The organism is Nocardia sp. NPDC003693, assembly GCF_053981095.1.
Genome location: NZ_JBSFNO010000012.1, coordinates 122,369 through 142,127, shown reverse-complemented (window position 1 = coordinate 142,127; position 19,759 = coordinate 122,369). Strand labels below are relative to the sequence as shown.

Sequence of the window (19,759 nt, the reverse complement as noted above, 5' to 3'; positions counted from 1 at the left end):
AACCGCCGGACAAGCCCTCTCTTTCAGTGCCGAGTGTGGGAATCGAACCCACACGCCCTTTCGGGCAACGGTTTTTGAGACCGTCGCGTCTGCCTATTCCGCCAACTCGGCGCACCAGGTCGAAACTATAGCGGGTGGGGGTGGCGGGAACCTAACCGGAGTCCGTGGCGGATGACATCGTTGTGATACTGGTCGGTTTGCGCTGGGTAGATGGGTTGTAGCGGCGGGTGGACGGTACTCTTTGGTGACTCGGGTACGTGCCGATCCGTCGAGGGTGGCTTCGGACCGATGTACGTCGGGTGTTGGTATCGGAGCGACAGGGGTTTCATCTATGGGAACGACAGCAGGGGGCGGTTCGAAGAAGGATGCCGCGGCATCGGCCCCCAAGCGCGTGGTGGTCGCCGAGGACGAGGCCCTCATCCGGATGGATCTGGTGGAGATGCTCTCCGAGGAGGGCTACCTGGTGGTGGGTGAGGCGGGCGACGGCCAGCAGGCCGTGGACCTCGCCGAGGAGAAGCGCCCGGATCTGGTGATCATGGACGTGAAGATGCCGCGCCGCGACGGTATAGACGCCGCGGCCGAGATCGCCTCGAAACGCCTTGCGCCGGTGGTCATTCTGACCGCCTTCAGTCAGCGCGACCTGGTGGAGCGCGCCCGCGACGCCGGCGCGATGGCCTATCTGGTCAAGCCGTTCACCAAGTCCGATCTGGTCCCCGCCATCGAGTTGGCGGCCAGTCGTTTCCACGAGATCACGGCACTCGAGGGCGAGGTTGCCAACCTCGCGGACCGCCTGGAGACCCGCAAGCTCGTCGAGCGCGCCAAGGGTGTGCTCATGCAGACCCAGGGCCTGTCGGAACCGCAGGCCTTCAAGTGGATTCAGCGCACCGCCATGGACCGCCGCACCACGATGAAAGCGGTCGCCGAGGTCGTGCTGGAGAATCTCGCGCCCAAGTAGGCGACCGATTGCCCGATGATTGCCCCTCTGTTGCCTCGAATACGCCGTTGCGATTTACCTGCCGGTAACACGAGGGGCGCAATCGTTTGTTGCGATGTCACATGGATGATGCGAATGTGATGCGCCGCTAACGTGGCGGGGATATGTTCTGTCCGGGCCGATCGATGGGGCGGCCCGCCTCGGTAAGCCGGGGGAGCACAGAACATAGAGGTGAATCGTGCTTGGTACGAAGACGCGAGGTTCGGCGAGCAGTAGGCGGCGGTGGCGTACGGTCCGTGCCGCGGTAGCCGTCGGCGCCGCGCTGACGCTCGCGGTGACCGGCTGCAGCAGCTCATCCACCGACGACACCGGTAAGAAGAACCGCACCAAACTGGTCGACTACGTACGTTCGTACGACGGCGCGGGTCTGGCGCGCAACTACAAGTGGGGCTCGAACGGCGAGCTCGAGAAGGCACTGATCTGGATGTACCAGGTCAACGGCTCGGGCCAGCTCACCATCGACCCGGTCGTGCAGATCGACAGCGACGGCAAGCAGGTCGCGGCGACCGATCAGGCCGCCGCCGCCAAGGCGGCCGGTGACGGCCAGGCCACCTGCGCCGAGCAGTCCATCGCCATGGCAGGCCCGCTGACCGGCCCGAACGCGAACCTCGGCCTCAATATCGTGCGCGGCGTGCGCCTCGCGCTGGACGAGTTCAACAAGGCCAACCCGAACTGCAAGGTCAACCTCAAGGAATTCGACACCGAGGGCAACCCGCAGAAGGCCACCCAGGTCATCCCGACCATCGTCAACGACAAGTCGGTCGTCGCCCTGATCGGCCCGACCTTCTCGGGTGAGACCAAGGCGACCGGCCAGATTCTGAGCGAGGCGGGCCTGCTCGCGCTCACCCCGTCGGCCACCAACCCGGATCTGACCAAGAACGGCTGGAAGACCTTCTTCCGCGGTCTCGGTAACGACGCCGTGCAGGGCCCCGCCGTCGCCAAGTACCTGGCGGGCAACGGCAAGTACAAGAAGATCTGTGTCGTCAAGGACAACACCGAGTACGGCACGGGCCTGGCCCAGAACCTCACCGACACCCTCGGCGCCATCGCCGATCCGAGCTGTGCTGCCGAGATCAAGGAAGGCGACAAGGACTTCTCGGCGGTGGTCTCCAAGCTCAACGCCGCCAAGCCGGACGGCATCTACTACGCCGGCTACTACGCCGAGGCCGCCCCGCTGGTGCAGCAGCTGCGCTCGGGCGGCGTGACCGCCGAGTTCATCTCCGCGGACGGCACCAAGGACGTCGAGTTCACCAAGCAGGCGGGTGACGCCTCCAAGGGCTCGCTGCTGTCCTGCCCCTGTGGCCCGGCGCCCGATTCCTTCGCTGCGGCGTACAAGGCGTCGAGCGGTTTCGAGGCCGGCACCTATTCGACCGAGGGCTACGACTTGACCACCATCGTGTTGAAGGGGATCGCGGCGGCAGGCAAGTAGTTCACCTATCCGAAAGCAGTGTGTGCCGGGGACCCGGCGGCGAACCCGCCGATCCCCGGCACACGCGCTTTCCTTGACGGCGAGAGTAGCGAATGAGTTTTTCCGTTGCGACGACCCAGATCGCTGCTGGGTCGATCGAATTCAACGTTTCGGGGGTGGTCGACCAATTCTGGCGACTCACCGTCGACGGATTGGCCTATGGGTCGATTTACGCCTTGGTCGCGGTGGGGTACACGCTGGTCTACGGCGTACTGCGATTGATCAATTTCGCCCATTCGGAAATCTTCATGGTGGGCCTGTTCGCCCAGTATGTGGGCCTGATGCTGCTCGGATTCGATCCCAGCGGAAACGCCTATTCCAAAGGCATCCTGATAACGATCCTCTGCCTGCTCGCCGCGATGCTCTTCGGCATGCTGGTCGCGGGCGGCACCGCGGTGGGGCTGGAGCGAATCGCCTACCGCCCCTTGCGAAAACGGGGCGCGAAACCCCTGATCTTCCTCATCACGGCGATCGGCATGTCGTTCGTGCTGCAGGAGTTCGTGCACTACGTCCTGCCCAAGATCTGGCCCGGGCTGGGCGGCACCAACGCCCAGCAGCCGATCATGCTGGTGCGGCCGACGGACCAGTTCACCATCTTCGGCGCCCCGGTCACCAACATCACCCTGGTCATCATTCTGGCGGCCGTGGGTTTGGCGATCGGCACCGAATTGCTGATCAACCGAACCAAATTCGGCCGCGGTATTCGCGCTGTGGCGCAGGATCCGGATACCGCCACCCTGATGGGCGTCTCGCGGGAGCGGATCATCATGCTCACCTTCCTGGTGGGTGGCCTGCTCGCCGGCGCGGCGGCCCTGCTCTACTCCTTGAAGATCCCCAACGGCATCATCTATTCCGGCGGATTCATCCTGGGCATCAAGGCATTCAGCGCCGCGGTGCTCGGGGGTATCGGCAATCTGCGCGGCGCCCTGCTGGGTGGTCTGCTGCTCGGCCTGGTGGAGAACTACGGCCAGATCCTGTTCGGAACGCAGTGGCGTGACGTGGTGGCCTTCGTGGTCCTGGTGGTCGTGCTGATGTTCCGCCCGACCGGCATTCTGGGAGAAAGCCTGGGGAGGGCTCGCGCATGACGACTCCGACGAAGGCGCCCGAACGGATGCCGCGCCCGATGCACGGCGTCGGCGACAAGCTCCGCGCGTGGTGGTCCGGCCTGTCCCGGCCCGCGCAGTGGGGCGTAGCTGTTCCCGCGCTGATCCTGCTGGCGCTGCTGCCGGTGTTCCCGCCGCCGCTGATCGACACTCCCGGAACGAGTTTCGGTGGAGTGATGGCGCAGTTCGCCATGGTCGCGCTGATCGCCATCGGTTTGAACGTGGTGGTCGGTCAGGCCGGTCTGCTCGACCTGGGCTATGTCGGCTTCTACGCCGTCGGCGCGTACACCGTCGCCCTGCTCACCAGTCCGCAGAGCCCGTGGAACCAGATCGGCGACGGCTGGCTCGAAACCGATTGGGCGTGGCTGGCGTGCGTGCCCATCGCCATCGCCGTGGCTGCGCTCTCGGGCCTGATCCTGGGATCGCCGACGCTGCGCCTGCGCGGTGACTACCTGGCCATCGTGACGCTCGGATTCGGTGAGATCGTGCGGCTCATCGCGGACAATCTCAGCGAGGTCACCGGCGGCAGCATGGGCCTGCCGGGTATCGCCTACCCGCGCGTCGGCGTCTCCGACGACCATCCCTCCGGCTACTTCTCCTCCGGCAACCTGGGCGACGATTCGTCGCCGAACCTGTTGGACCGAGCCAACTCCGGCACCTGGTGGTTCTGGCTGGGCATGATCCTGGTGGTGCTGGTGCTGCTGATGGTCGGCAATCTGGAGCGCAGCCGGGTCGGCCGCGCCTGGGTCGCCATTCGCGAGGACGAGGACGCCGCCGAGATCATGGGTGTGCCGACCTTCAAGTTCAAGCTGTGGGCATTCATGATCGGCGCGGCGATCGGCGGTCTGTCCGGCGCGCTGTACGCGGGTCAGGTGCAGTTCGTGAATCCGCCCGGGTTCAACATCATCAACTCGATGCTGTTCCTGTGCGCCGTGGTGATCGGCGGTCAGGGCAATAAGCTGGGCGTGATCGTCGGCGCGTTCCTGATCGTCTACCTGCCGAACCGATTCATGTCGGTCGAGGTCGGCGATCAAGCGCTCGGCGACTACAAGTATCTGTTCTTCGGTATCGCACTGGTGGTTGTGATGATCTTCCGGCCGCAGGGCCTGTTCCCGGCTCGGCAGAAATTGCTCGCCTACGGGCGGCAGGTGTACCGGGCCGTCCGGCCCGAGCCCGGCACGGCCGCGGGAGGTCAGCGATGACGGGCCCGGGCGGTGCGCTGTTCGATAACGAGGACATCGCCGCCGGATACGCCGCACCGCCGGAAGCGCCCAGCGCGGGCACCCTCGACGTGACCGAGGTGCTGCCGATCCTGGCCGACGAGACCGAGGTCGCCAAGGTCGTCGCCCCGCACCGCGACATCGACACCGCCGTCGGCGCACCGCTTTTGCGCACCGACGGGCTCACCGTCAAGTTCGGCGGCCTGACCGCGCTGGACAACGTGAGCTTCGAGATCCGGCGCGGGGAGATCCTCGGGCTGATCGGTCCCAACGGCGCGGGCAAGACCACCTGCTTCAACGCCATCACCGGTGTGTACCGGCCCTCCTCGGGCACGGTGCATTTCGACGGCAAGCCGCTGACCAAGACCAAGCGAAACGAGATCACCCGGCTCGGCATCGCGCGCACGTTCCAGAACGTGCGGCTCTTCGCGGAGATGACCGCGCTCGAGAACGTGGTCGTCGGCACCGACGCCAGGCACCGAACCTCGGTGCCCGGCGCCATCTTTCGCACGAAGCGGCATCGAGCCGAGGAGCACGACGCCATCGAGCGGGGCATGGCGCTCCTGGAATTCGTCGGCATCGCGCCCCGCGCGGTGGAGAAGGCCCGCAATCTCTCTTACGGTGATCAGCGCCGGCTGGAGATCGCGCGCGCCTTGGCCACCGAACCGAAACTGCTGTGCCTGGACGAACCCGCTGCCGGCTTCAACCCGAGCGAGAAATCCGCGCTCATGGATCTGATTCGCAAGATCCGTGACGACGGTTTCACGGTGTTGCTGATCGAGCACGATATGCGCCTGGTCATGGGTGTGACCGATCGCGTCGTCGTGCTCGAGTTCGGCCGCAAGATCGCCGACGGCCTGCCCGCCGAGATTCGCGAAGACCCCAAGGTGATCGCCGCGTACCTCGGCGTGCCCGACGAGGAACTGGGTGAGATGTGACTTCCTTGGACAAGAGCGACAAGAGCACGGCCCTCCTCGAGGTCGAGGACATGGTCGTCAACTACGGCAGAATCCAAGCGCTGCACGGTATTTCGCTGAGCGTCGGGCAGGGCGAGCTGGTCACGCTGCTGGGAGCCAACGGCGCCGGCAAGACCACCACCATGCGGGCGCTGTCGGGGCTGCTCCCGCTCACCGGCGGCCGCGTCCTCTTCGAGGGCCGTGACATCACCCGGATGAAGGCACACGAACGGGTCGGCATCGGTCTCATCCAGGCGCCCGAGGGCCGGGGCGTGTTCCCCGGCATGACGGTGCAGGAAAACCTCGACATGGGTTGCTACAGCCGCCCTTTCAAGGACAAGGCCGACTACAACAGCACCCTGGACTGGATCTTCGAACTCTTCCCCCGGGTGAAGGAACGCCAGAAACAGGTCGGCGGCACCCTCTCCGGCGGCGAACAGCAGATGGTCGCCATCGGCCGCGCCCTCATGGCCCGCCCGAAGCTGCTGCTGCTGGACGAACCGTCGATGGGCTTGGCCCCCATGGTGATTCAGCAGATCTTCCGGATCATCGCCGACATCAACGCCCAGGGCACCACGGTCCTGCTGGTCGAGCAGAACGCCCAGCAAGCCCTGACCCGCAGCGACCGCGCCTACATCCTGGAGACCGGCGAGGTCACCAAGACCGGCCCCGGCCGTGAGCTCCTGCACGATCCGGCCGTCAAGTCCGCCTACCTCGGCGTCGGCTGAGGGCGCGGGTCCGCGAACGACTCGGGCCGGTCCTCCATCGATGGAGGACCGGCCCGAGTGGTCTTGCAGGGGCGACAGGACTTGAACCTGCAACCTGCGGTTTTGGAGACCGCTGCTCTGCCAATTGAGCTACGCCCCTTGGTGCGCTGTGCGCGGAGTGAGATTATCAGCAAGGGCCGCGCGCGCGAAATCGGATTTCGGCGCGCCCGCGAAACCCGATTTCGCGAGCGGTCCGCGAACGGATGACCCGGCCGGGCGAAGGTTCCGTGCCCGCTTCCCACATGTGTCGGTGCACGTCCCTAGACTCTGTGCCGTGACTCCTGCCTCTACCGATCAGCGTCCGAGTGCCGTGTCCGCTCCCGCCTCCGGTGCACAGCCCACGCTGTTGCTGCTGGACGGGCATTCGCTGGCCTATCGCGCGTTCTACGCGCTGCCCGCGGAGAACTTCAAGACCGCGGGCGGGCAGACCACCAACGCGGTCTACGGGTTCACCGCGATGCTGATCAACCTGCTGCGGGACGAGAAGCCCACCCACGTGGCCGCGGCGTTCGACGTGAGCCGCAAGACCTTCCGCACCGAGGCGTACCCGGAGTACAAGGCCAACCGCGCCACGACGCCGGACGAGTTCCGCGGCCAGGTCGAGGTCACCCAGGAGGTCCTGGGCGCGCTCGGTATCCCGGTCATGGCCATCGACGGGTACGAGGCCGACGACGTGATCGCCACCCTCACCACGCAGGCCGTGCCGCAGGGTTTCCGCGTGCTGATCGTCACCGGCGACCGCGATTCGCTGCAGCTGGTCAACGACGACGTCACCGTGCTCTACCCCAAGAAGGGCGTCTCCGAGCTCACCCGCTTCACCCCGGCCGCGGTGGAGGACAAGTACGGCCTCACCCCCGCGCAGTACCCGGACTTCGCGGCCCTGCGCGGCGACCCGAGCGACAACCTGCCGGGCATCCCGGGCGTGGGGGAGAAGACCGCCACCAAGTGGATTCGCGAATTCGGCGATCTGGTCAACCTGGTGGACAAGGTCGACACGGTCAAGGGCAAGGTCGGAGATGCCTTGCGCGCCAACCTGTCCAGCGTGCTGCTCAACCGCCAGCTCACCGAGATGGTGAAGGAGGTGCCGCTGCCGTACACCCCCGATCAGCTGGCCGTGCAGCCCTGGGATCGGGACAAGATCCACCGCCTGTTCGACGAGCTCGAGTTCCGCGTCCTGCGCGATCGCCTCTTCGACACGCTGTCCCCGGTCGAGCCCGAGGCCGAATCCGGTTTCGAGATCAGCGGCGCCGCCCTGCTGCCGGGCGAGGCGACCGCCTGGCTGGCCCAGCACGCGCCTTCCGGTGTGCGGCACGGGGTTACGGTCATCGGCACCGGCGCGCCCATCCACGGCGACGTCCAGGCCATCGCCTTGGCCGCCGCCGACGGCGAGGGCGCGTACCTCGACGTGCACGGTCTCACCCCCGAGGACGAGCAGGCCCTGGGCGCCTGGCTCGCCGACCCGAAGACCCCGAAGGCGTTGCACGAGGCCAAATCCGCCATGCACGCCCTGCGCGGGCGCGGCTGGACCCTGGGCGGTCTGGCCAGCGACACCGCCCTGGCGGCGTACCTGATCCTGCCGGGCCAGCGCAGCTTCAACCTCGACGATCTGTCCCTGCGCTACCTCAAGCGCGAACTGCGCGTGGACGACGCGGGCGAGACCCAGCTGTCCCTGCTCGACGACGAGGACCACGTCGACACCGAGGTCGCCAAGGCCGCGATGCTGCGCGCCCGTGCGGTTTTCGACCTCGCCGACGCCTTCGACACCGAACTCGAGCGCATCGAGTCCACCGCCCTGCTGCGCGACATCGAACTGCCGCTGCTGAGCGTGCTCGCCGAACTCGAGGCCGCGGGCATCGCCGTCGATTCCGGTCAGCTCGAGCAGTTGCAGCGCCAGTTCGCCGACCGCGTGGGCGAGGCCGCCAACGCCGCGTACGGCGTCATCGGCAAGCAGATCAACCTGGGCTCGCCCAAACAGCTCCAGGTGGTGCTGTTCGACGAGCTCGACATGCCCAAGACCAAGCGCACCAAGACCGGCTACACCACCGATGCCGATGCGCTGGAAGGGCTTTACGAGAAGACCCAGCACCCGTTCCTGCAGCATCTGCTCGAACACCGCGACGCGACGCGCCTGAAGGTGACGGTCGACGGCCTGCTCAAGGCGGTCGCCGACGACGGCCGCATCCACACCACCTTCAACCAGACCGTCGCCGCCACCGGCCGGCTCTCCTCGACCGAGCCGAACCTGCAGAACATCCCGATTCGCACCGACACCGGCCGCCGCATCCGCGACACCTTCGTGGTCGGCTCGGGTTTCGAATCGCTCATGACCGCGGACTACAGCCAGATCGAGATGCGCATCATGGCGCATCTGTCCAAGGACGAGGGCCTGATCGAGGCCTTCAACTCGGGCGAGGATCTGCACAATTTCGTGGCCTCCAAGGCGTTCGACATTCCGATCACCGAGGTCGATCCCGAACTGCGCCGCCGCATCAAGGCCATGTCGTACGGCCTGGCCTACGGACTGTCCGCCTACGGCCTGTCCCAGCAGCTCAAGATCAGCGCCGAAGAGGCGAAAGTTCAGATGGACGTGTACTTCTCGCGTTTCGGCGCGATTCGCGACTACCTGAACGACGCCGTGGACGAGGCCCGCAAGACCGGCTACACCGAAACCCTCTTCGGCCGCCGCCGCTACCTGCCCGATCTCGACTCCAGCAATCGCCAGCGCCGCGAGGCCGCCGAGCGCATGGCCCTGAACGCGCCCATCCAGGGCACCGCGGCCGACATCATCAAGGTCGCCATGATCTCCACCCAGCAGGCGATCAAGGACGCCGGACTACGGTCGCGGATGCTGCTGCAGATCCACGACGAGCTCCTGTTCGAGGTCGCCGCCGGTGAGCGCGACGAGCTCGAAGCCCTTGCCCGCGAACACATGTCGAACGCCATCGAGCTGTCGGTGCCGCTCGAGGTCTCGGTGGGCGTCGGCCGCAGCTGGGACGCCGCCGCGCACTGACGCGACGAATTCGCACGGCCGCGCGAGTTGTCACCCGCGGCCGTGCGTACTCACTGCCGCGCCAACTGTGCGGCCAGCACCGTCACCACCTCCGCGGTCTCGCGGCAGGTCCGCGCGGCGATCGGCTCGCCGAGCCGCTCGCAGCTCTCCGCGGTCGCCGTGCAGATCCGCGCGGTGACCTCACACAACCCCGTAGCCCACGGCGATCGCCGATCCAGCAGGTCCGCGGTGAGCCGGCAGAGACTTTCGGATCGGTCATCGGGGCGGTACTCCTGGGCTCGGCGGCGGAACATGCCGCGGGGGGCGTTCACGGAGGGTTCGAAAGATCGTCCGGCAGGGTTCGCCCATTGTCGCAGCCGCGGTTGCCGGCGGCCGGAAAGCTGGTTGCCGAGCATCGGGAAGGCGAGCGATATGGCGCGCACCACAGGGTCGGTGACCTGCGACGAAGTTACCCGCGGGTCGATGACGAATATGGTTGCCATTGCGCAAATCTGCCCCTATGCTCGGTGCCGTGCCGAATCCCGTCCACAGCCGCAGCGCGGCGCGCAACGTCGCCGACCGCGACGCCGCCGCGCTTGTTCCGCTTACCGCGATGGTGGCTGTGACGCGCGTACTCGTAGTTCTCCGCCGTAGCGGGGTCTGATTCGGACCGGTCCCTCGCTGCGGGCCGATTGAACTTTTCTGTGCTGGTCCCCTCTGCCAATTTCTGGGAAGAAGTCGGGAAGACCTAGTCCAATGACAATTACTTTTGACACCCCCACGTTCCATGCCGCTGCCCCCGCGAGCCTGCGGGCCGAGAGCACCGGCCTGACCCTCGACGAGCTCAACGACCGCTACTGCCGCGACGCGGGCGCGATCAAGCTCGGCGAATGGACCTACCGCCGGGCCGCGGACTTCTCCGCGACCCTCGAATTCGAAGGCCGGTTGCGCACGGTGCACTCCACCGGCAGCCCGGTCGCCGCCCTGACCTCTGCCCTGTACGACGAGGGCTATCCGGTCGAGATCCTGCAGTTCCACCAGCGCCGCACCGGCCGGGGCACCGCCACCTTCGTGCAGTGCGAGTTCAACGGCCGTCGCGGCTGGGGCGCCGCCCTCGCCGACGAGAGCGCCGAATCGACCGTCCGCGCCATGATCGCGGGCATCAACTCGCTCGGCTGACGGCCCCGCCCGCCACCGCGGGCGGCCCGCCGGACACACGTAAAAGACTGCGCCGCAACCGATTCCGGTTGCGGCGCAGTCTTTTCGAGTTGACGCGGTGCGAGCGCGCGGCGCGCTCGCCCGGGACCTACTTGGCGGCCTGCTGCTGCTCGGCGAGCTGCTTGCGGACCTCGTCCATGTCCAGCGCCTGCACCTGGCCGATGAGGTCCTCGAGGGCCTCGGCGGGCAGCGCGCCCGGCTGCGCGAACACCAGCACGCCCTCGCGGAAGGCCATGATCGTCGGGATCGAGCGAATGTTCGCCGCCGCCGCGAGACCCTGCTCGGCCTCGGTGTCGACCTTGCCGAAAACCACGTCGGGATGCTTCTCGGACGACTTCTCGTAGGTGGGGGCGAAGGCGCGGCACGGGCCACACCAGGAGGCCCAGAAGTCCACGAGCACGATGTCGCTACCGGTGACGGTCTCGTCGAAGTTCTGTTCGGTCAGGGTCTGGGTGGCCATGGCGTCCTCTCGTGTCGATTTCCCGGTCCAACACCGGGCCATGCGGTTCTCTTCCCTGTACCCATTACGGTAGCCGCCAACCGCGTGCCGCCTCCGGGCCGCCGCCCGGTTTGCGCGAGGATGACTGCCATGAGCGACAGCGAGACTCGGCTCCGGCTGGGGTTGATCGAAGGTGACGGCATCGGCCCGGAGGTGGTGCGCGCCACCCGGGACGTGGTGGACGAGGCGATGGCGGTGGTCGGGGTGCCGCCCGTCGAGTGGGTGCATCTGCTCATCGGTCACGCCGCCATCGAGGAGTACGGCGACCCGGTGCCCGAGCCGACGCTCACCGCGCTCGCCGGCCTCACCGGCTGGATCATGGGCCCGCACGACAACGCTTCCTACGCAGCCGATTACCGCACGGGACTGCCGCCCGCGGGCGCGGTCCGCAAGCGTTTCGGCCTGTACGGCAACCTGCGGCCCTCGCGCACCGTCGAGGGCGTGCGGTCGACGGTGGCGCAGATGGATCTGCTGATCGTGCGCGAGAACAGCGAGGGGCTCTACGCCGACCGCAACATGTTCGCCGGGTCCGGCGAGTTCAAGCCGACCCCGGACGTGGCGATGGCGGTGGGCCTGTTCACCCGCGCGGCGATCGAGCGGATCGCGCGCGCCGCGTTCGAGAACGCGGCCGCCCGCGGCAAGCGCGTCACCATCGTGCACAAGGCCAACGTGCTGCCCATGTCCATGGGACTGTTCCGGGACGTGTGCTACGAGATCGCGGCGGCGGAGTTCCCCGACCTCGAGGTCGGGGACGAGCACGTGGACGCCGCAGCGGCGCATCTGGTGCGCGCGCCGCAGGACTACGACGTCATCGTCACCGAGAACATGTTCGGCGACATCCTGTCCGACCTGGCGGGGGAGCTGAGCGGTTCGCTGGGCATGGCGCCCTCGCTGAACTGTTCCGACGAGCAGGCCATGGCGCAGGCCGTGCACGGCGCGGCCCCGGCCATCGCCGGTCGCAACCGGGCCAACCCGGTGGCCCTGCAGCTCTCGGCCGCGCTGCTGCTGCGCTGGCTCGCGACACGCACCGCGCACAGCGCGCTGCAGCGGGTGGCGGAACGCATCGAACATGCGGTAGCCGATACGTTGCGGGCTGGTGTAGCAACATCCGATTTGGGTGGGTTAGCATCAACGACCGAATTCACCGAGCAGGTGCGGGCCCGGCTGCATCGCTGGTGAGCGCACTGCCGGAACCGGTCGTGTAACGAGCACCTGTCGGCGTGTCGCCGATTAATGTTCGGTTACCGGCCCGCACGAAATGTACGACTCGCCTACATTTCAAACGGCGGGCGACGTCCGGTTGTCGCGTGACCGAACTGTGGAGGACTGCTGTGTCTCGTATCGATTTCCGCGGGCGTGCCCTGCGGGCCGCCTGCGTCCTAGCGGGTGGCGCTCTCGTAGTGACCGCCTGTACCAGCACCACCGAGACCGACTCGCCCGAGGTGGCCAAGGTCGAGGTGGCCAAGGTGGACGCCATCGCCGCCAAGGTGCCCGCGGACATCGCGAGCTCGGGCAAGCTGATCGTCGGCGTGAACATTCCCTACGCGCCGAACGAGTACAAGGATCCCAACTCGGGCAAGATCATCGGCTTCGACGTCGACCTGGTCGACGCGGTCGCCAAGGTTCTCGGCCTGACCGTGGACTACAAGGAATCGGACTTCGAGAAGATCATCCCGGCCATCGAGGCCGGGACCTACAACCTCGGCATGTCCTCGATGACCGACAACGCCGAGCGCGAGAAGACCGCCGACTTCGTCACCTACTTCAACGCGGGCAGCCAGTGGGCTCAGCGCAAGGGCAAGCCGGTCGACCCGAACAACGCCTGCGGCAAGCGGGTCGCGGTGCAGCGCACCACCATTCAGGACACCGACGAGATCCCGGCCAAGAGCGCGGCGTGCGTCGCCGCCGGCAAGCCCGAGATCACCAAGGTCGCCTACGACGAGCAGAGCGCCGCGGCCACCGCGCTGGTGAACGGCCAGGTCGACGCCATGTCCGCCGACTCCCCGGTGACCGCGTACGCCATCAAGCAGGCGCAGGACAGCATCGAGTCCGCCGGCCCGCTCTTCGACGCCGCGCCGTACGGCTGGCCGGTCAAGAAGGGTTCGGCGCTCGCGCCCGTGCTGCAGGAGGCCGTCCAGTACCTCATGGACAACGGCCAGTACCGCTCGATCACCGAGAACTGGGGCGTCCAGGAGGGCGCGATCACCAAGTCGGTCATCAACGGCGCACAGGGCTGATCGCCGGCCATGTCGCAGGACGAGAAGGACCCCGCCGCTTCGGCTCCGGGGCCCGATTCCACCGCCGCGACCGTGACATCCACCGAACCCGAGCCGATCAAAGCGATTCCGCTGCGTCGGCCGGGCCGGTGGCTCGCGGCCGCGATCATCCTGGTGCTGCTGGGGCTGTTCCTCTACGGGGCCGCGACCAACCCGGCCTACCACTGGGACACGTACCGGTTGTACCTGCGCGACAGCAAGATCGCCTCCGGCGCGCTGGTCACCCTCGAGCTCACCGTGCTGGCCATGGCGATCGGCGTGGTGCTGGGCGTGCTGCTCGCGGTCATGCGGCTGTCGCCGAATCCGGTGCTGCGCTCGGTGGCGTGGGTGTACCTGTGGATCTTCCGCGGCACGCCGGTGTACGTGCAGCTGGTGTTCTGGGGTCTGTTCCCGTCGCTGTACAAGACCATCACCCTCGGCGTGCCGTTCGGCCCGACGCTGGCGAACTGGAACGTGCAGGACTTCTCGGCGCCGTTCGTGTTCGCGGTCATCGGCCTGGGTCTCAACGAGGCCGCCTACATGGCCGAAATCGTCCGCGCCGGAATCGGTTCGGTGGGTGACGGGCAGCGCGAGGCGTCGACCGCCCTGGGCATGTCGTGGTCGCAGACCATGACCCGCACGGTGCTGCCGCAGGCCATGCGCGTGATCATCCCGCCGACCGGCAACGAGCTGATCTCCATGCTCAAGACCACCTCGCTGGTCACCGCCATTCCGCTCACCACCGACCTGTACGGGCGGGCGCGCGACATCTACGGCATCAACTTCCAGCCGATCCCGCTGCTGCTGGTCGCTGCCACCTGGTACCTGGCCATCACCAGCGTGCTGATGGTGGGCCAGTTCTACCTGGAGCGGTACTACTCGCGCGGATCCTCGCGCAAGATGACCGCGAAACAGTTGCGGGCCTTGGCTTCCATGCAGCGTTCGGGGGTGGAGGGTCAGTGAGCCTCGAGAAGAAGAGCCTCGATCAGGATCCGGTCGCCGCGGCCACGCCGATGGTGCGCGCGGATCGGGTGTGCAAGAGCTTCGGCACGCTGCAGGTGCTCAAGGGCATCTCGCTGGAGGTGAAGCGCGGTGAGGTGCTGTGCCTGATCGGCCCATCCGGCTCGGGCAAGTCCACCTTCCTGCGCTGCATCAATCACCTGGAGCAGGTGAACGCCGGCAGGCTGTACGTGGACGGCGAACTCGTGGGCTACCGCGAGAAGGGCGACAAGCTCTACGAGCTGCATCCGCGCGAGGCCGCCCGCCAGCGCCGCGACATCGGCATGGTGTTCCAGCACTTCAACCTGTTCCCGCACCGGACCGTCCTCGAGAACATCATCGAGGCGCCGACCCGGGTGAAGAAGGTGCGCAAGGCCGACGCGATCACGCGCGCGAAGGAGCTGCTGGCCCGAGTCGGCCTGGCGGACAAGGCCGATTCGTATCCGGCGCAGCTGTCCGGCGGGCAGCAGCAGCGGGTGGCGATCGCCCGGGCGCTGGCCATGGATCCCAAGCTGATGCTGTTCGACGAGCCCACCTCGGCGCTGGATCCGGAACTCGTCGGCGAGGTGCTCGGCGTCATGCGCGAACTCGCCGCCTCGGGCATGACGATGGTGGTCGTGACGCACGAAATGGGCTTCGCCCGCGAGGTGGCCGATCAGCTGGCGTTCATGGACGGCGGCGTGGTCGTGGAGGCGGGTGATCCGCGCGAGCTGCTCGCCAATCCGCAGCACGACCGGACCAAGACGTTCCTGTCCCGGATTCTCTGACCTGCCGCTGGCAAAATATATTGCCGCACGGCTGAATCCGCCCGCCTGAATGACCAGGCGGGCGGATTCGTGTGCGGGGCCGAGGGGCGATGAGGGTCCATCGGTCTGGTGGGAGTGTTTCGGCGGCGGTGGCCGGTGTCCGCGCGGATTCAGGCGGGCGGAGCGTCCGCGCGCAGGAATTCGAGGATGCGGCCGGTCCGGCCGAAGATGGCGTGGCCGACCCCGGGCAGGACCTCGACGGTGGCGTGCGGGACCGCCGACCGCAGGCGACGGGCGGTCGCTGCGGAGTCGAGCATGGCATCGCGATCGCCCACGATGGCGAGCACGGGCATTGCGAGAGTGCGCAATTGGGCGTCGGTGAAGCCGGGAAGGCGCTCGGTACGGGGGTTGAAGTGGGTGAAGGTCAGCGTGATGTCGTCGAGGATCGGGTCCAGGTCGGCTCCGCTCAGGCCGGTGGCCAGGGCCGCCGAGGCGCGGACGTCGTGACGGCCGAAAATCCTGCCCACCACCATCTTCACGATCAAGCCGAGGCGCTGCTTGCCGATGCCTCCGGGGCACAGCAGGGCCAGCCGGGTGACGCGCCCGGGGCGGCGGATGGCGTAGTCGAGCGCCGTCCAGCCACCGAGTGAGATGGCGACCATCGAGGTTTCCGAAACACCCAGTCCCGCAAGCACATCGTCGAGCCACAGCGCGACTTCCTCGGACGCCAGCACCGGCCGGGTGGGCGCGCTGCCGCCGGGTTCGCCGACCAGATCGACCGAGTAGACGCGGAACTCCCGCGCCCAGGCGGCGACATCACCGCGCCACATCGAGGAGTTCGCCCCCGAACCGTGCAGCAGCACCAGTGGGGGCGCGTCCACCGGGCCGGAGGCCAGCACGAAGGTCTCGCCCGCGCGGGTGGGTATCCGCAACTGTTCGGCGGGAATAGGCCACTCGCGCAGCACTTCCCGGTAGCGCTCGGCGATGGCGGCCGCGCCGGCGGCGGACTTGTAGATGGGGGCGACGGCGTCGGTGGTGCTTCGCGTGCTCATGGGACGAGCACTCCTTCCAGGTATTCGAGCAGTCGCGCGGTATCGGCGAGACCGCCCACGATGATGATCTTGAGCCGGGCGCGTTCGGGGTCGTGAAAGGTCTGGAAGCGCAGGGGATCGTCGCCGAGCCGGCGATTGCCCGTCGCACCGGTGAGCAGCGCCGCCACCCGATCGACGGTGGCCGGGTCCACGGCGTCGACCTCGACGATCGTCGAGGCTTCGGCGTGCCGACGCCGGGCGACGCTCTCGCTCGGGGAGGCGGGCACCGGCAGGCCGGTGAACGCCTCCAGATCCGCGTGCGCGATGCGGTACTGCTTCCCGATCCGCACGGCGGTGAGCTTTCCATCGCGGACATAGCCGCGCACGGTGCGCACGTGCAGTCCGAGTCGTTCGGCGACTTCCTCCACCGAGTACAGACGATCGTTCATGTGAACGACTGTAAACAGCCCTATGAGAATGCGCAATAAGGTTGTTTAGGGAAGTTTAGGGAGGTTTCTGCCGAAGTCTTCCGTGTGATGCCGCTCGACAGCTACGCTGTGTAGTAGATCCAACTACGACATGTAGTAGACATTGTGTCGAATGCGATGGGGGCATTGGCGATGGCTGCGCACACTTCCGACCGACTCCGAATCACCCTGTCCCGGTGGAGCTTTCTGCAATGGGCTACCGCCGTCGTCGGGCTGGTGCACATCGTGTGGGCCATCGCAGGCTGGATCGCCGAACCGAGCTTCGCCCTCGGGGAGCACGCACCCGCCACGCCGGTGCTCGGCATGGACTACAACGGCTGGCACGCCGTCGCCGGCCTGCTGCTGTTCATGCCGGCGCTGGCGGCCGCCACCCGTAAGCACTGGTCCGCGTGGTACTGCGTCATCGCCGCGCTCGGCGGCGGTTTCGGGGTCGGCGTCTGGGCGCTGTTCTCCCATCGGGTGTTGGTCTTCAGCTTCCCGAACCACACCGCCGACGCCGTTCAACACATCGCGACCGGCGTCTTGCTGCTCGCCCTGGTTGCCGTGCAGGCGGTGCTGGACGGCGGTCTGCGCGCGGTCTTCACTCCGGCGCGCTGACGAACATGGCCGCGGGGTCCTTCCAGACCGACACGGCGATGCGCAGCTGACCGAGCAGCACCTTCGCGGCCGGGCTCAGCGGCTGCGCGGTACTCCAGGCCAGGGCCAGGCGGCCGCGCATCGGCGGGTCGATGTCGAGCAGGCGCACCCCGAGCGCCGCGGCGGCGTCCGGGGGAATCGGCGGCACGATCGCGACACCGAGATCGTAGGACGCCAGCCGCATGAGCAGCGGGGGAGCGGCCGCCTCGAACGCCACGTTCGGAACCAGACCCGCTGCGGCACAGCTCTTTTCCAGCACACCCCGAATCCCGGCGCCCGCGGGGAGGCAGACCAGCGGATGGGTGCACAGTTCTGCCAGTCCGATGCGATCGCCGAAGCCGGTCGCGGTCGCCGCGACCGCCGCGACGATCGGGGACTCGTACACCGTCTCCAATGCGATGTCGGGATCGGAATCCGCGCCGGAGAGACTGATCAGGCAGATGTCGAGGGCGCCGTGCCGCAGCGCCTCGTACATGGTCTCGGAGGTGTCCTCGGTCAGGGTGATCGCGATCTGCGGATGATCGCGGTGGTACTCCGACAGCACGCGCGCGATGTCGACCTCGCCGTCGGCCGCGCCCGAGATCATCCCCACCCGCACGCGGCCCCGCAACAATACGGTGAACTCGTCGACGGTATGGCTCACCCGCTCGGCCGCGGCGAGTGCGGCCCGGGCGTGCGGGAGTACCGCCGCGCCGACGGGCGTCACGGTCACGGTGCGCGACGAGCGGTCCAGAAGCCGCTGTCCCAGTTCACGTTCCAGCTGCCGGATCTGCGCGCTCAGCCCAGGCTGCGACAGGTGCAGACGGGCCGCGGCCCGGGTGAAATTGGCTTCCTCGGCCACCGTGACGAAGTAGCGCAGCTGCCGCAGTTCCATAACATCAGATTCTAGTAGTGAGAAGAACTATCTGTTGGAGTTATCGAACGCGGCTCGGCAGGCTGGCAGACATGGCACAGACAACGCGTTCCACAACCGATCTGCCCGACGTGACCGGCCCGGTGTTCCGCCCCGGCGACGCGGGCTACGACGACGAGATCGCCGGATTCCAAACCGCTTACACGCATCGGCCGGGGGTGGTCGTGGGTGCGCTGCACGCCGAGGACGTGCGCGCGGCGGTGGAATACGCCGCCCTGCGCGAGCTGCCGATCGCGGTGCAGGCCACCGGCCACGGCCTGTCGGCGCCGCTGTCCGGCGGAGTGCTGATCTCGACGCGGCGCATGACAGATATCCGCGTCGATCCCGTCACCCGGATCGCCCGCGTCGGCGCGGGGGTGCGCGCCGGGGCGCTCGTCGAGGCCGCGGCCGCGCACGGGCTCGCCCCGCTCAACGGATCCTCGCTCTCGGTGGGCGTGGTGGGCTACACCCTCGGCGGCGGACTGGGACTGCTTGCCCGCGAATTCGGTTACGCCGCAGACCATGTGCGCGCCATCGAGATCGTCACCGCGGACGGCCGCCCGCGCCGGCTGGCACCGGGGGACGAGCTCTTCGGCGCGGTGCTGGGCACCGGCGGCAACTTCGGCGTCGTCACCGCCCTCGAACTCGAACTCCTGCCCGTCACCGCGGTGTACGGCGGTCAGCTCCAGTTCGATACGCGCCTGGTCGAACCCGCGCTCGAGGGCTGGCGACTGTGGACCGCGGACCTGCCCGACGAGCTGACCTCGGCCGTCACCGTGCTCACCGTTCCGGATCATCCCGGGGTGCCCGAGCCGCTGCGCGGGCGCTACACCGCGACGATCAACATCGCGTACACCGGGGGTCGTGAGGAAGGCGAGCGACTGGTCGCCCCGCTGCGGGCGATCGGACCTCGGCTCGCGGACGACCTGCGGGTCATGCCCTACACCGAATCCCATGCCATCTACCGTGATCCGGACTTCCCGCACGCCTACACCGCCACCAACGCGCTACTGCGTGAACTGCCCGCCGAGGCCACCGACACCTTCCTCGAGCACACCGGCCCGCGCTCGGGCAGCCCGGTGGTGGCGGGCCTGCGGCACCTGGGCGGCGCGCTGCGGCGTCCGGGGCCCGCCGGCGTCGCGGTCGATCACCGCGACGCCGACTACGTGGCCCGCGTCATCGCCATGCCGGACGGCGACGCCGGGCACGAGACCCGTGATCGCCTCGCCGACATCCGGGAAGCGTTGTCCCCCTGGACGATCGGGCACCATCTCAACTTCCTGTACGGCGGCGGCGCGGACGCCGGTGAGGCGCAGACCCGGGCGGGGTACGCCCCCGCCACCTACGACCGCCTGGCGGGCATGAAGTCGAACCACGACCCCCGCAACCTCTTTCGGGCCAACCGCAACATTCGCCCGCGCTGAATCGCCGCCGTGCGGTCGCGCGCTCCGGCAATCGCGAGACGTCTATATGCGCATCTACGCATGTAGTGCCGGCC

Annotated in this window: 19 protein-coding genes and 2 tRNA genes; 14 read left to right on the top strand and 7 right to left on the bottom strand. The window is 67.7% G+C overall.

Annotated elements, in window-relative coordinates:
* Positions 1–27: 27 nt before the first annotated feature.
* Positions 28–111: transfer RNA gene (locus ACWDOP_RS16120), tRNA-Leu, on the bottom strand.
* Between the two features lie 220 nt (positions 112–331).
* Here ACWDOP_RS16120 and ACWDOP_RS16115 point away from each other — a divergent pair.
* The 6 genes from ACWDOP_RS16115 to ACWDOP_RS16090 all read left to right on the top strand — a co-directional run bounded on the left by ACWDOP_RS16115 (position 332) and on the right by ACWDOP_RS16090 (position 6,469).
* Positions 332–955, top strand: coding sequence for an ANTAR domain-containing response regulator (locus ACWDOP_RS16115; RefSeq protein ID WP_354990567.1), 624 nt, complete (start codon positions 332–334; stop codon positions 953–955).
* A gap of 463 nt (positions 956–1,418) precedes the next feature.
* Positions 1,419–2,423 (top strand): branched-chain amino acid ABC transporter substrate-binding protein, encoded by a 1,005-nt coding sequence (locus ACWDOP_RS16110; protein WP_456345749.1) that lies wholly within the window; start codon positions 1,419–1,421, stop codon positions 2,421–2,423.
* 92 nt (positions 2,424–2,515) lie between these two features.
* Entirely contained in the window at positions 2,516–3,547 is a 1,032-nt protein-coding gene (locus ACWDOP_RS16105; RefSeq protein WP_456345695.1) for a branched-chain amino acid ABC transporter permease, read from the top strand.
* Positions 3,544–4,767, top strand: a complete 1,224-nt coding sequence (locus ACWDOP_RS16100; protein ID WP_456345694.1) for a branched-chain amino acid ABC transporter permease — start codon at positions 3,544–3,546, stop codon at positions 4,765–4,767. Before ACWDOP_RS16105 ends, ACWDOP_RS16100 begins: the two co-directional genes overlap by 4 nt.
* Positions 4,764–5,723, top strand: a complete 960-nt coding sequence (locus ACWDOP_RS16095) for an ABC transporter ATP-binding protein (RefSeq protein WP_454203791.1) — start codon at positions 4,764–4,766, stop codon at positions 5,721–5,723. Before ACWDOP_RS16100 ends, ACWDOP_RS16095 begins: the two co-directional genes overlap by 4 nt.
* A gap of 50 nt (positions 5,724–5,773) precedes the next feature.
* Positions 5,774–6,469, top strand: a complete 696-nt coding sequence (locus ACWDOP_RS16090) for an ABC transporter ATP-binding protein (RefSeq protein WP_456345748.1) — start codon at positions 5,774–5,776, stop codon at positions 6,467–6,469.
* 66 nt (positions 6,470–6,535) lie between these two features.
* Here ACWDOP_RS16090 and ACWDOP_RS16085 read toward each other — a convergent pair.
* Positions 6,536–6,608: transfer RNA gene (locus ACWDOP_RS16085), tRNA-Trp, on the bottom strand.
* A gap of 174 nt (positions 6,609–6,782) precedes the next feature.
* Here ACWDOP_RS16085 and polA point away from each other — a divergent pair.
* On the top strand, positions 6,783–9,518 hold the full coding sequence (polA, locus tag ACWDOP_RS16080) for a DNA polymerase I (protein ID WP_456345693.1): 2,736 nt from the start codon (positions 6,783–6,785) through the stop codon (positions 9,516–9,518).
* A gap of 50 nt (positions 9,519–9,568) precedes the next feature.
* Here the strand turns inward: polA and ACWDOP_RS16075 are convergent, their stop codons facing one another.
* Entirely contained in the window at positions 9,569–9,829 is a 261-nt protein-coding gene (locus tag ACWDOP_RS16075; protein ID WP_456345692.1) for a hypothetical protein, read from the bottom strand.
* 424 nt (positions 9,830–10,253) lie between these two features.
* Between ACWDOP_RS16075 and ACWDOP_RS16070 the strand changes: the two genes are divergently transcribed.
* Positions 10,254–10,676 (top strand): 2-keto-3-deoxygluconate kinase, encoded by a 423-nt coding sequence (locus ACWDOP_RS16070; protein WP_456345691.1) that lies wholly within the window; start codon positions 10,254–10,256, stop codon positions 10,674–10,676.
* A 127-nt stretch (positions 10,677–10,803) separates the two neighbouring features.
* Here ACWDOP_RS16070 and trxA read toward each other — a convergent pair whose 3' ends face one another.
* Positions 10,804–11,175 carry a thioredoxin gene (trxA, locus tag ACWDOP_RS16065; protein ID WP_454203796.1) on the bottom strand — a complete coding sequence of 124 codons (372 nt, stop codon included), beginning with the start codon at positions 11,173–11,175 and terminating at the stop codon, positions 10,804–10,806.
* A gap of 129 nt (positions 11,176–11,304) precedes the next feature.
* Between trxA and ACWDOP_RS16060 the strand changes: the two genes are divergently transcribed.
* From ACWDOP_RS16060 to ACWDOP_RS16045, 4 genes are all read left to right on the top strand, one after another.
* Positions 11,305–12,393 (top strand): isocitrate/isopropylmalate dehydrogenase family protein, encoded by a 1,089-nt coding sequence (locus ACWDOP_RS16060; RefSeq protein ID WP_456345690.1) that lies wholly within the window; start codon positions 11,305–11,307, stop codon positions 12,391–12,393.
* Positions 12,394–12,545: 152 nt separating this feature from the next.
* On the top strand, positions 12,546–13,451 hold the full coding sequence (locus ACWDOP_RS16055) for an ABC transporter substrate-binding protein (RefSeq protein ID WP_456345689.1): 906 nt from the start codon (positions 12,546–12,548) through the stop codon (positions 13,449–13,451).
* A 9-nt stretch (positions 13,452–13,460) separates the two neighbouring features.
* A complete protein-coding gene (locus ACWDOP_RS16050) occupies positions 13,461–14,432 on the top strand; it encodes an amino acid ABC transporter permease (RefSeq protein ID WP_456345688.1) in 972 nt (323 codons plus the stop codon).
* A 50-nt stretch (positions 14,433–14,482) separates the two neighbouring features.
* Positions 14,483–15,235 carry an amino acid ABC transporter ATP-binding protein gene (locus tag ACWDOP_RS16045; RefSeq protein WP_456345747.1) on the top strand — a complete coding sequence of 251 codons (753 nt, stop codon included), beginning with the start codon at positions 14,483–14,485 and terminating at the stop codon, positions 15,233–15,235.
* Between the two features lie 149 nt (positions 15,236–15,384).
* Here the strand turns inward: ACWDOP_RS16045 and ACWDOP_RS16040 are convergent, their stop codons facing one another.
* Together ACWDOP_RS16040 and ACWDOP_RS16035 are read right to left on the bottom strand one after the other, a co-directional pair.
* Positions 15,385–16,266: an alpha/beta fold hydrolase gene (locus tag ACWDOP_RS16040; RefSeq protein WP_456345687.1), complete on the bottom strand. Its 882-nt coding sequence runs from the start codon at positions 16,264–16,266 to the stop codon at positions 15,385–15,387.
* A complete protein-coding gene (locus ACWDOP_RS16035; protein ID WP_456345686.1) occupies positions 16,263–16,694 on the bottom strand; it encodes a helix-turn-helix domain-containing protein in 432 nt (143 codons plus the stop codon). Before ACWDOP_RS16035 ends, ACWDOP_RS16040 begins: the two co-directional genes overlap by 4 nt.
* Before the next feature lie 171 nt (positions 16,695–16,865).
* Here ACWDOP_RS16035 and ACWDOP_RS16030 point away from each other — a divergent pair, with 171 nt between their 5' ends.
* Complete coding sequence (locus ACWDOP_RS16030) at positions 16,866–17,330, top strand: DUF4383 domain-containing protein (protein WP_456345685.1); 465 nt, start codon at positions 16,866–16,868, stop codon at positions 17,328–17,330.
* On the opposite strand, the gene ACWDOP_RS16025 is transcribed toward ACWDOP_RS16030, so the two are convergent.
* Positions 17,314–18,243 (bottom strand): LysR family transcriptional regulator, encoded by a 930-nt coding sequence (locus ACWDOP_RS16025; RefSeq protein ID WP_456345684.1) that lies wholly within the window; start codon positions 18,241–18,243, stop codon positions 17,314–17,316. The two genes, ACWDOP_RS16030 and ACWDOP_RS16025, sit on opposite strands and share 17 nt — an antisense overlap.
* 71 nt (positions 18,244–18,314) lie before the next feature.
* On the opposite strand from ACWDOP_RS16025, the gene ACWDOP_RS16020 reads away from it, so the two are divergent.
* On the top strand, positions 18,315–19,685 hold the full coding sequence (locus ACWDOP_RS16020; protein ID WP_456345683.1) for an FAD-binding oxidoreductase: 1,371 nt from the start codon (positions 18,315–18,317) through the stop codon (positions 19,683–19,685).
* Positions 19,686–19,759: the final 74 nt, after the last annotated feature.

What these genes read in the sequence shown, in the direction of transcription:
- ACWDOP_RS16115 (WP_354990567.1), top strand. Translation starts at nt 332, where the DNA reads ATGGGAACGACAGCAGGGGGCGGTTCGAAGAAGGATGCCGCGGCATCG.
- ACWDOP_RS16110 (WP_456345749.1), top strand. Translation starts at nt 1,419, where the DNA reads ATGTACCAGGTCAACGGCTCGGGCCAGCTCACCATCGACCCGGTCGTG.
- ACWDOP_RS16105 (WP_456345695.1), top strand. Translation starts at nt 2,516, where the DNA reads ATGAGTTTTTCCGTTGCGACGACCCAGATCGCTGCTGGGTCGATCGAA.
- ACWDOP_RS16100 (WP_456345694.1), top strand. Translation starts at nt 3,544, where the DNA reads ATGACGACTCCGACGAAGGCGCCCGAACGGATGCCGCGCCCGATGCAC.
- ACWDOP_RS16095 (WP_454203791.1), top strand. Translation starts at nt 4,764, where the DNA reads ATGACGGGCCCGGGCGGTGCGCTGTTCGATAACGAGGACATCGCCGCC.
- ACWDOP_RS16090 (WP_456345748.1), top strand. Translation starts at nt 5,774, where the DNA reads ATGGTCGTCAACTACGGCAGAATCCAAGCGCTGCACGGTATTTCGCTG.
- ACWDOP_RS16070 (WP_456345691.1), top strand. Translation starts at nt 10,254, where the DNA reads ATGACAATTACTTTTGACACCCCCACGTTCCATGCCGCTGCCCCCGCG.
- trxA (WP_454203796.1), bottom strand. Translation starts at nt 11,175, where the DNA reads ATGGCCACCCAGACCCTGACCGAACAGAACTTCGACGAGACCGTCACC.
- ACWDOP_RS16060 (WP_456345690.1), top strand. Translation starts at nt 11,305, where the DNA reads ATGAGCGACAGCGAGACTCGGCTCCGGCTGGGGTTGATCGAAGGTGAC.
- ACWDOP_RS16050 (WP_456345688.1), top strand. Translation starts at nt 13,461, where the DNA reads ATGTCGCAGGACGAGAAGGACCCCGCCGCTTCGGCTCCGGGGCCCGAT.
- ACWDOP_RS16045 (WP_456345747.1), top strand. Translation starts at nt 14,483, where the DNA reads ATGGTGCGCGCGGATCGGGTGTGCAAGAGCTTCGGCACGCTGCAGGTG.
- ACWDOP_RS16040 (WP_456345687.1), bottom strand. Translation starts at nt 16,266, where the DNA reads ATGAGCACGCGAAGCACCACCGACGCCGTCGCCCCCATCTACAAGTCC.
- ACWDOP_RS16035 (WP_456345686.1), bottom strand. Translation starts at nt 16,694, where the DNA reads ATGAACGATCGTCTGTACTCGGTGGAGGAAGTCGCCGAACGACTCGGA.
- ACWDOP_RS16030 (WP_456345685.1), top strand. Translation starts at nt 16,866, where the DNA reads ATGGCTGCGCACACTTCCGACCGACTCCGAATCACCCTGTCCCGGTGG.
- ACWDOP_RS16025 (WP_456345684.1), bottom strand. Translation starts at nt 18,243, where the DNA reads ATGGAACTGCGGCAGCTGCGCTACTTCGTCACGGTGGCCGAGGAAGCC.
- ACWDOP_RS16020 (WP_456345683.1), top strand. Translation starts at nt 18,315, where the DNA reads ATGGCACAGACAACGCGTTCCACAACCGATCTGCCCGACGTGACCGGC.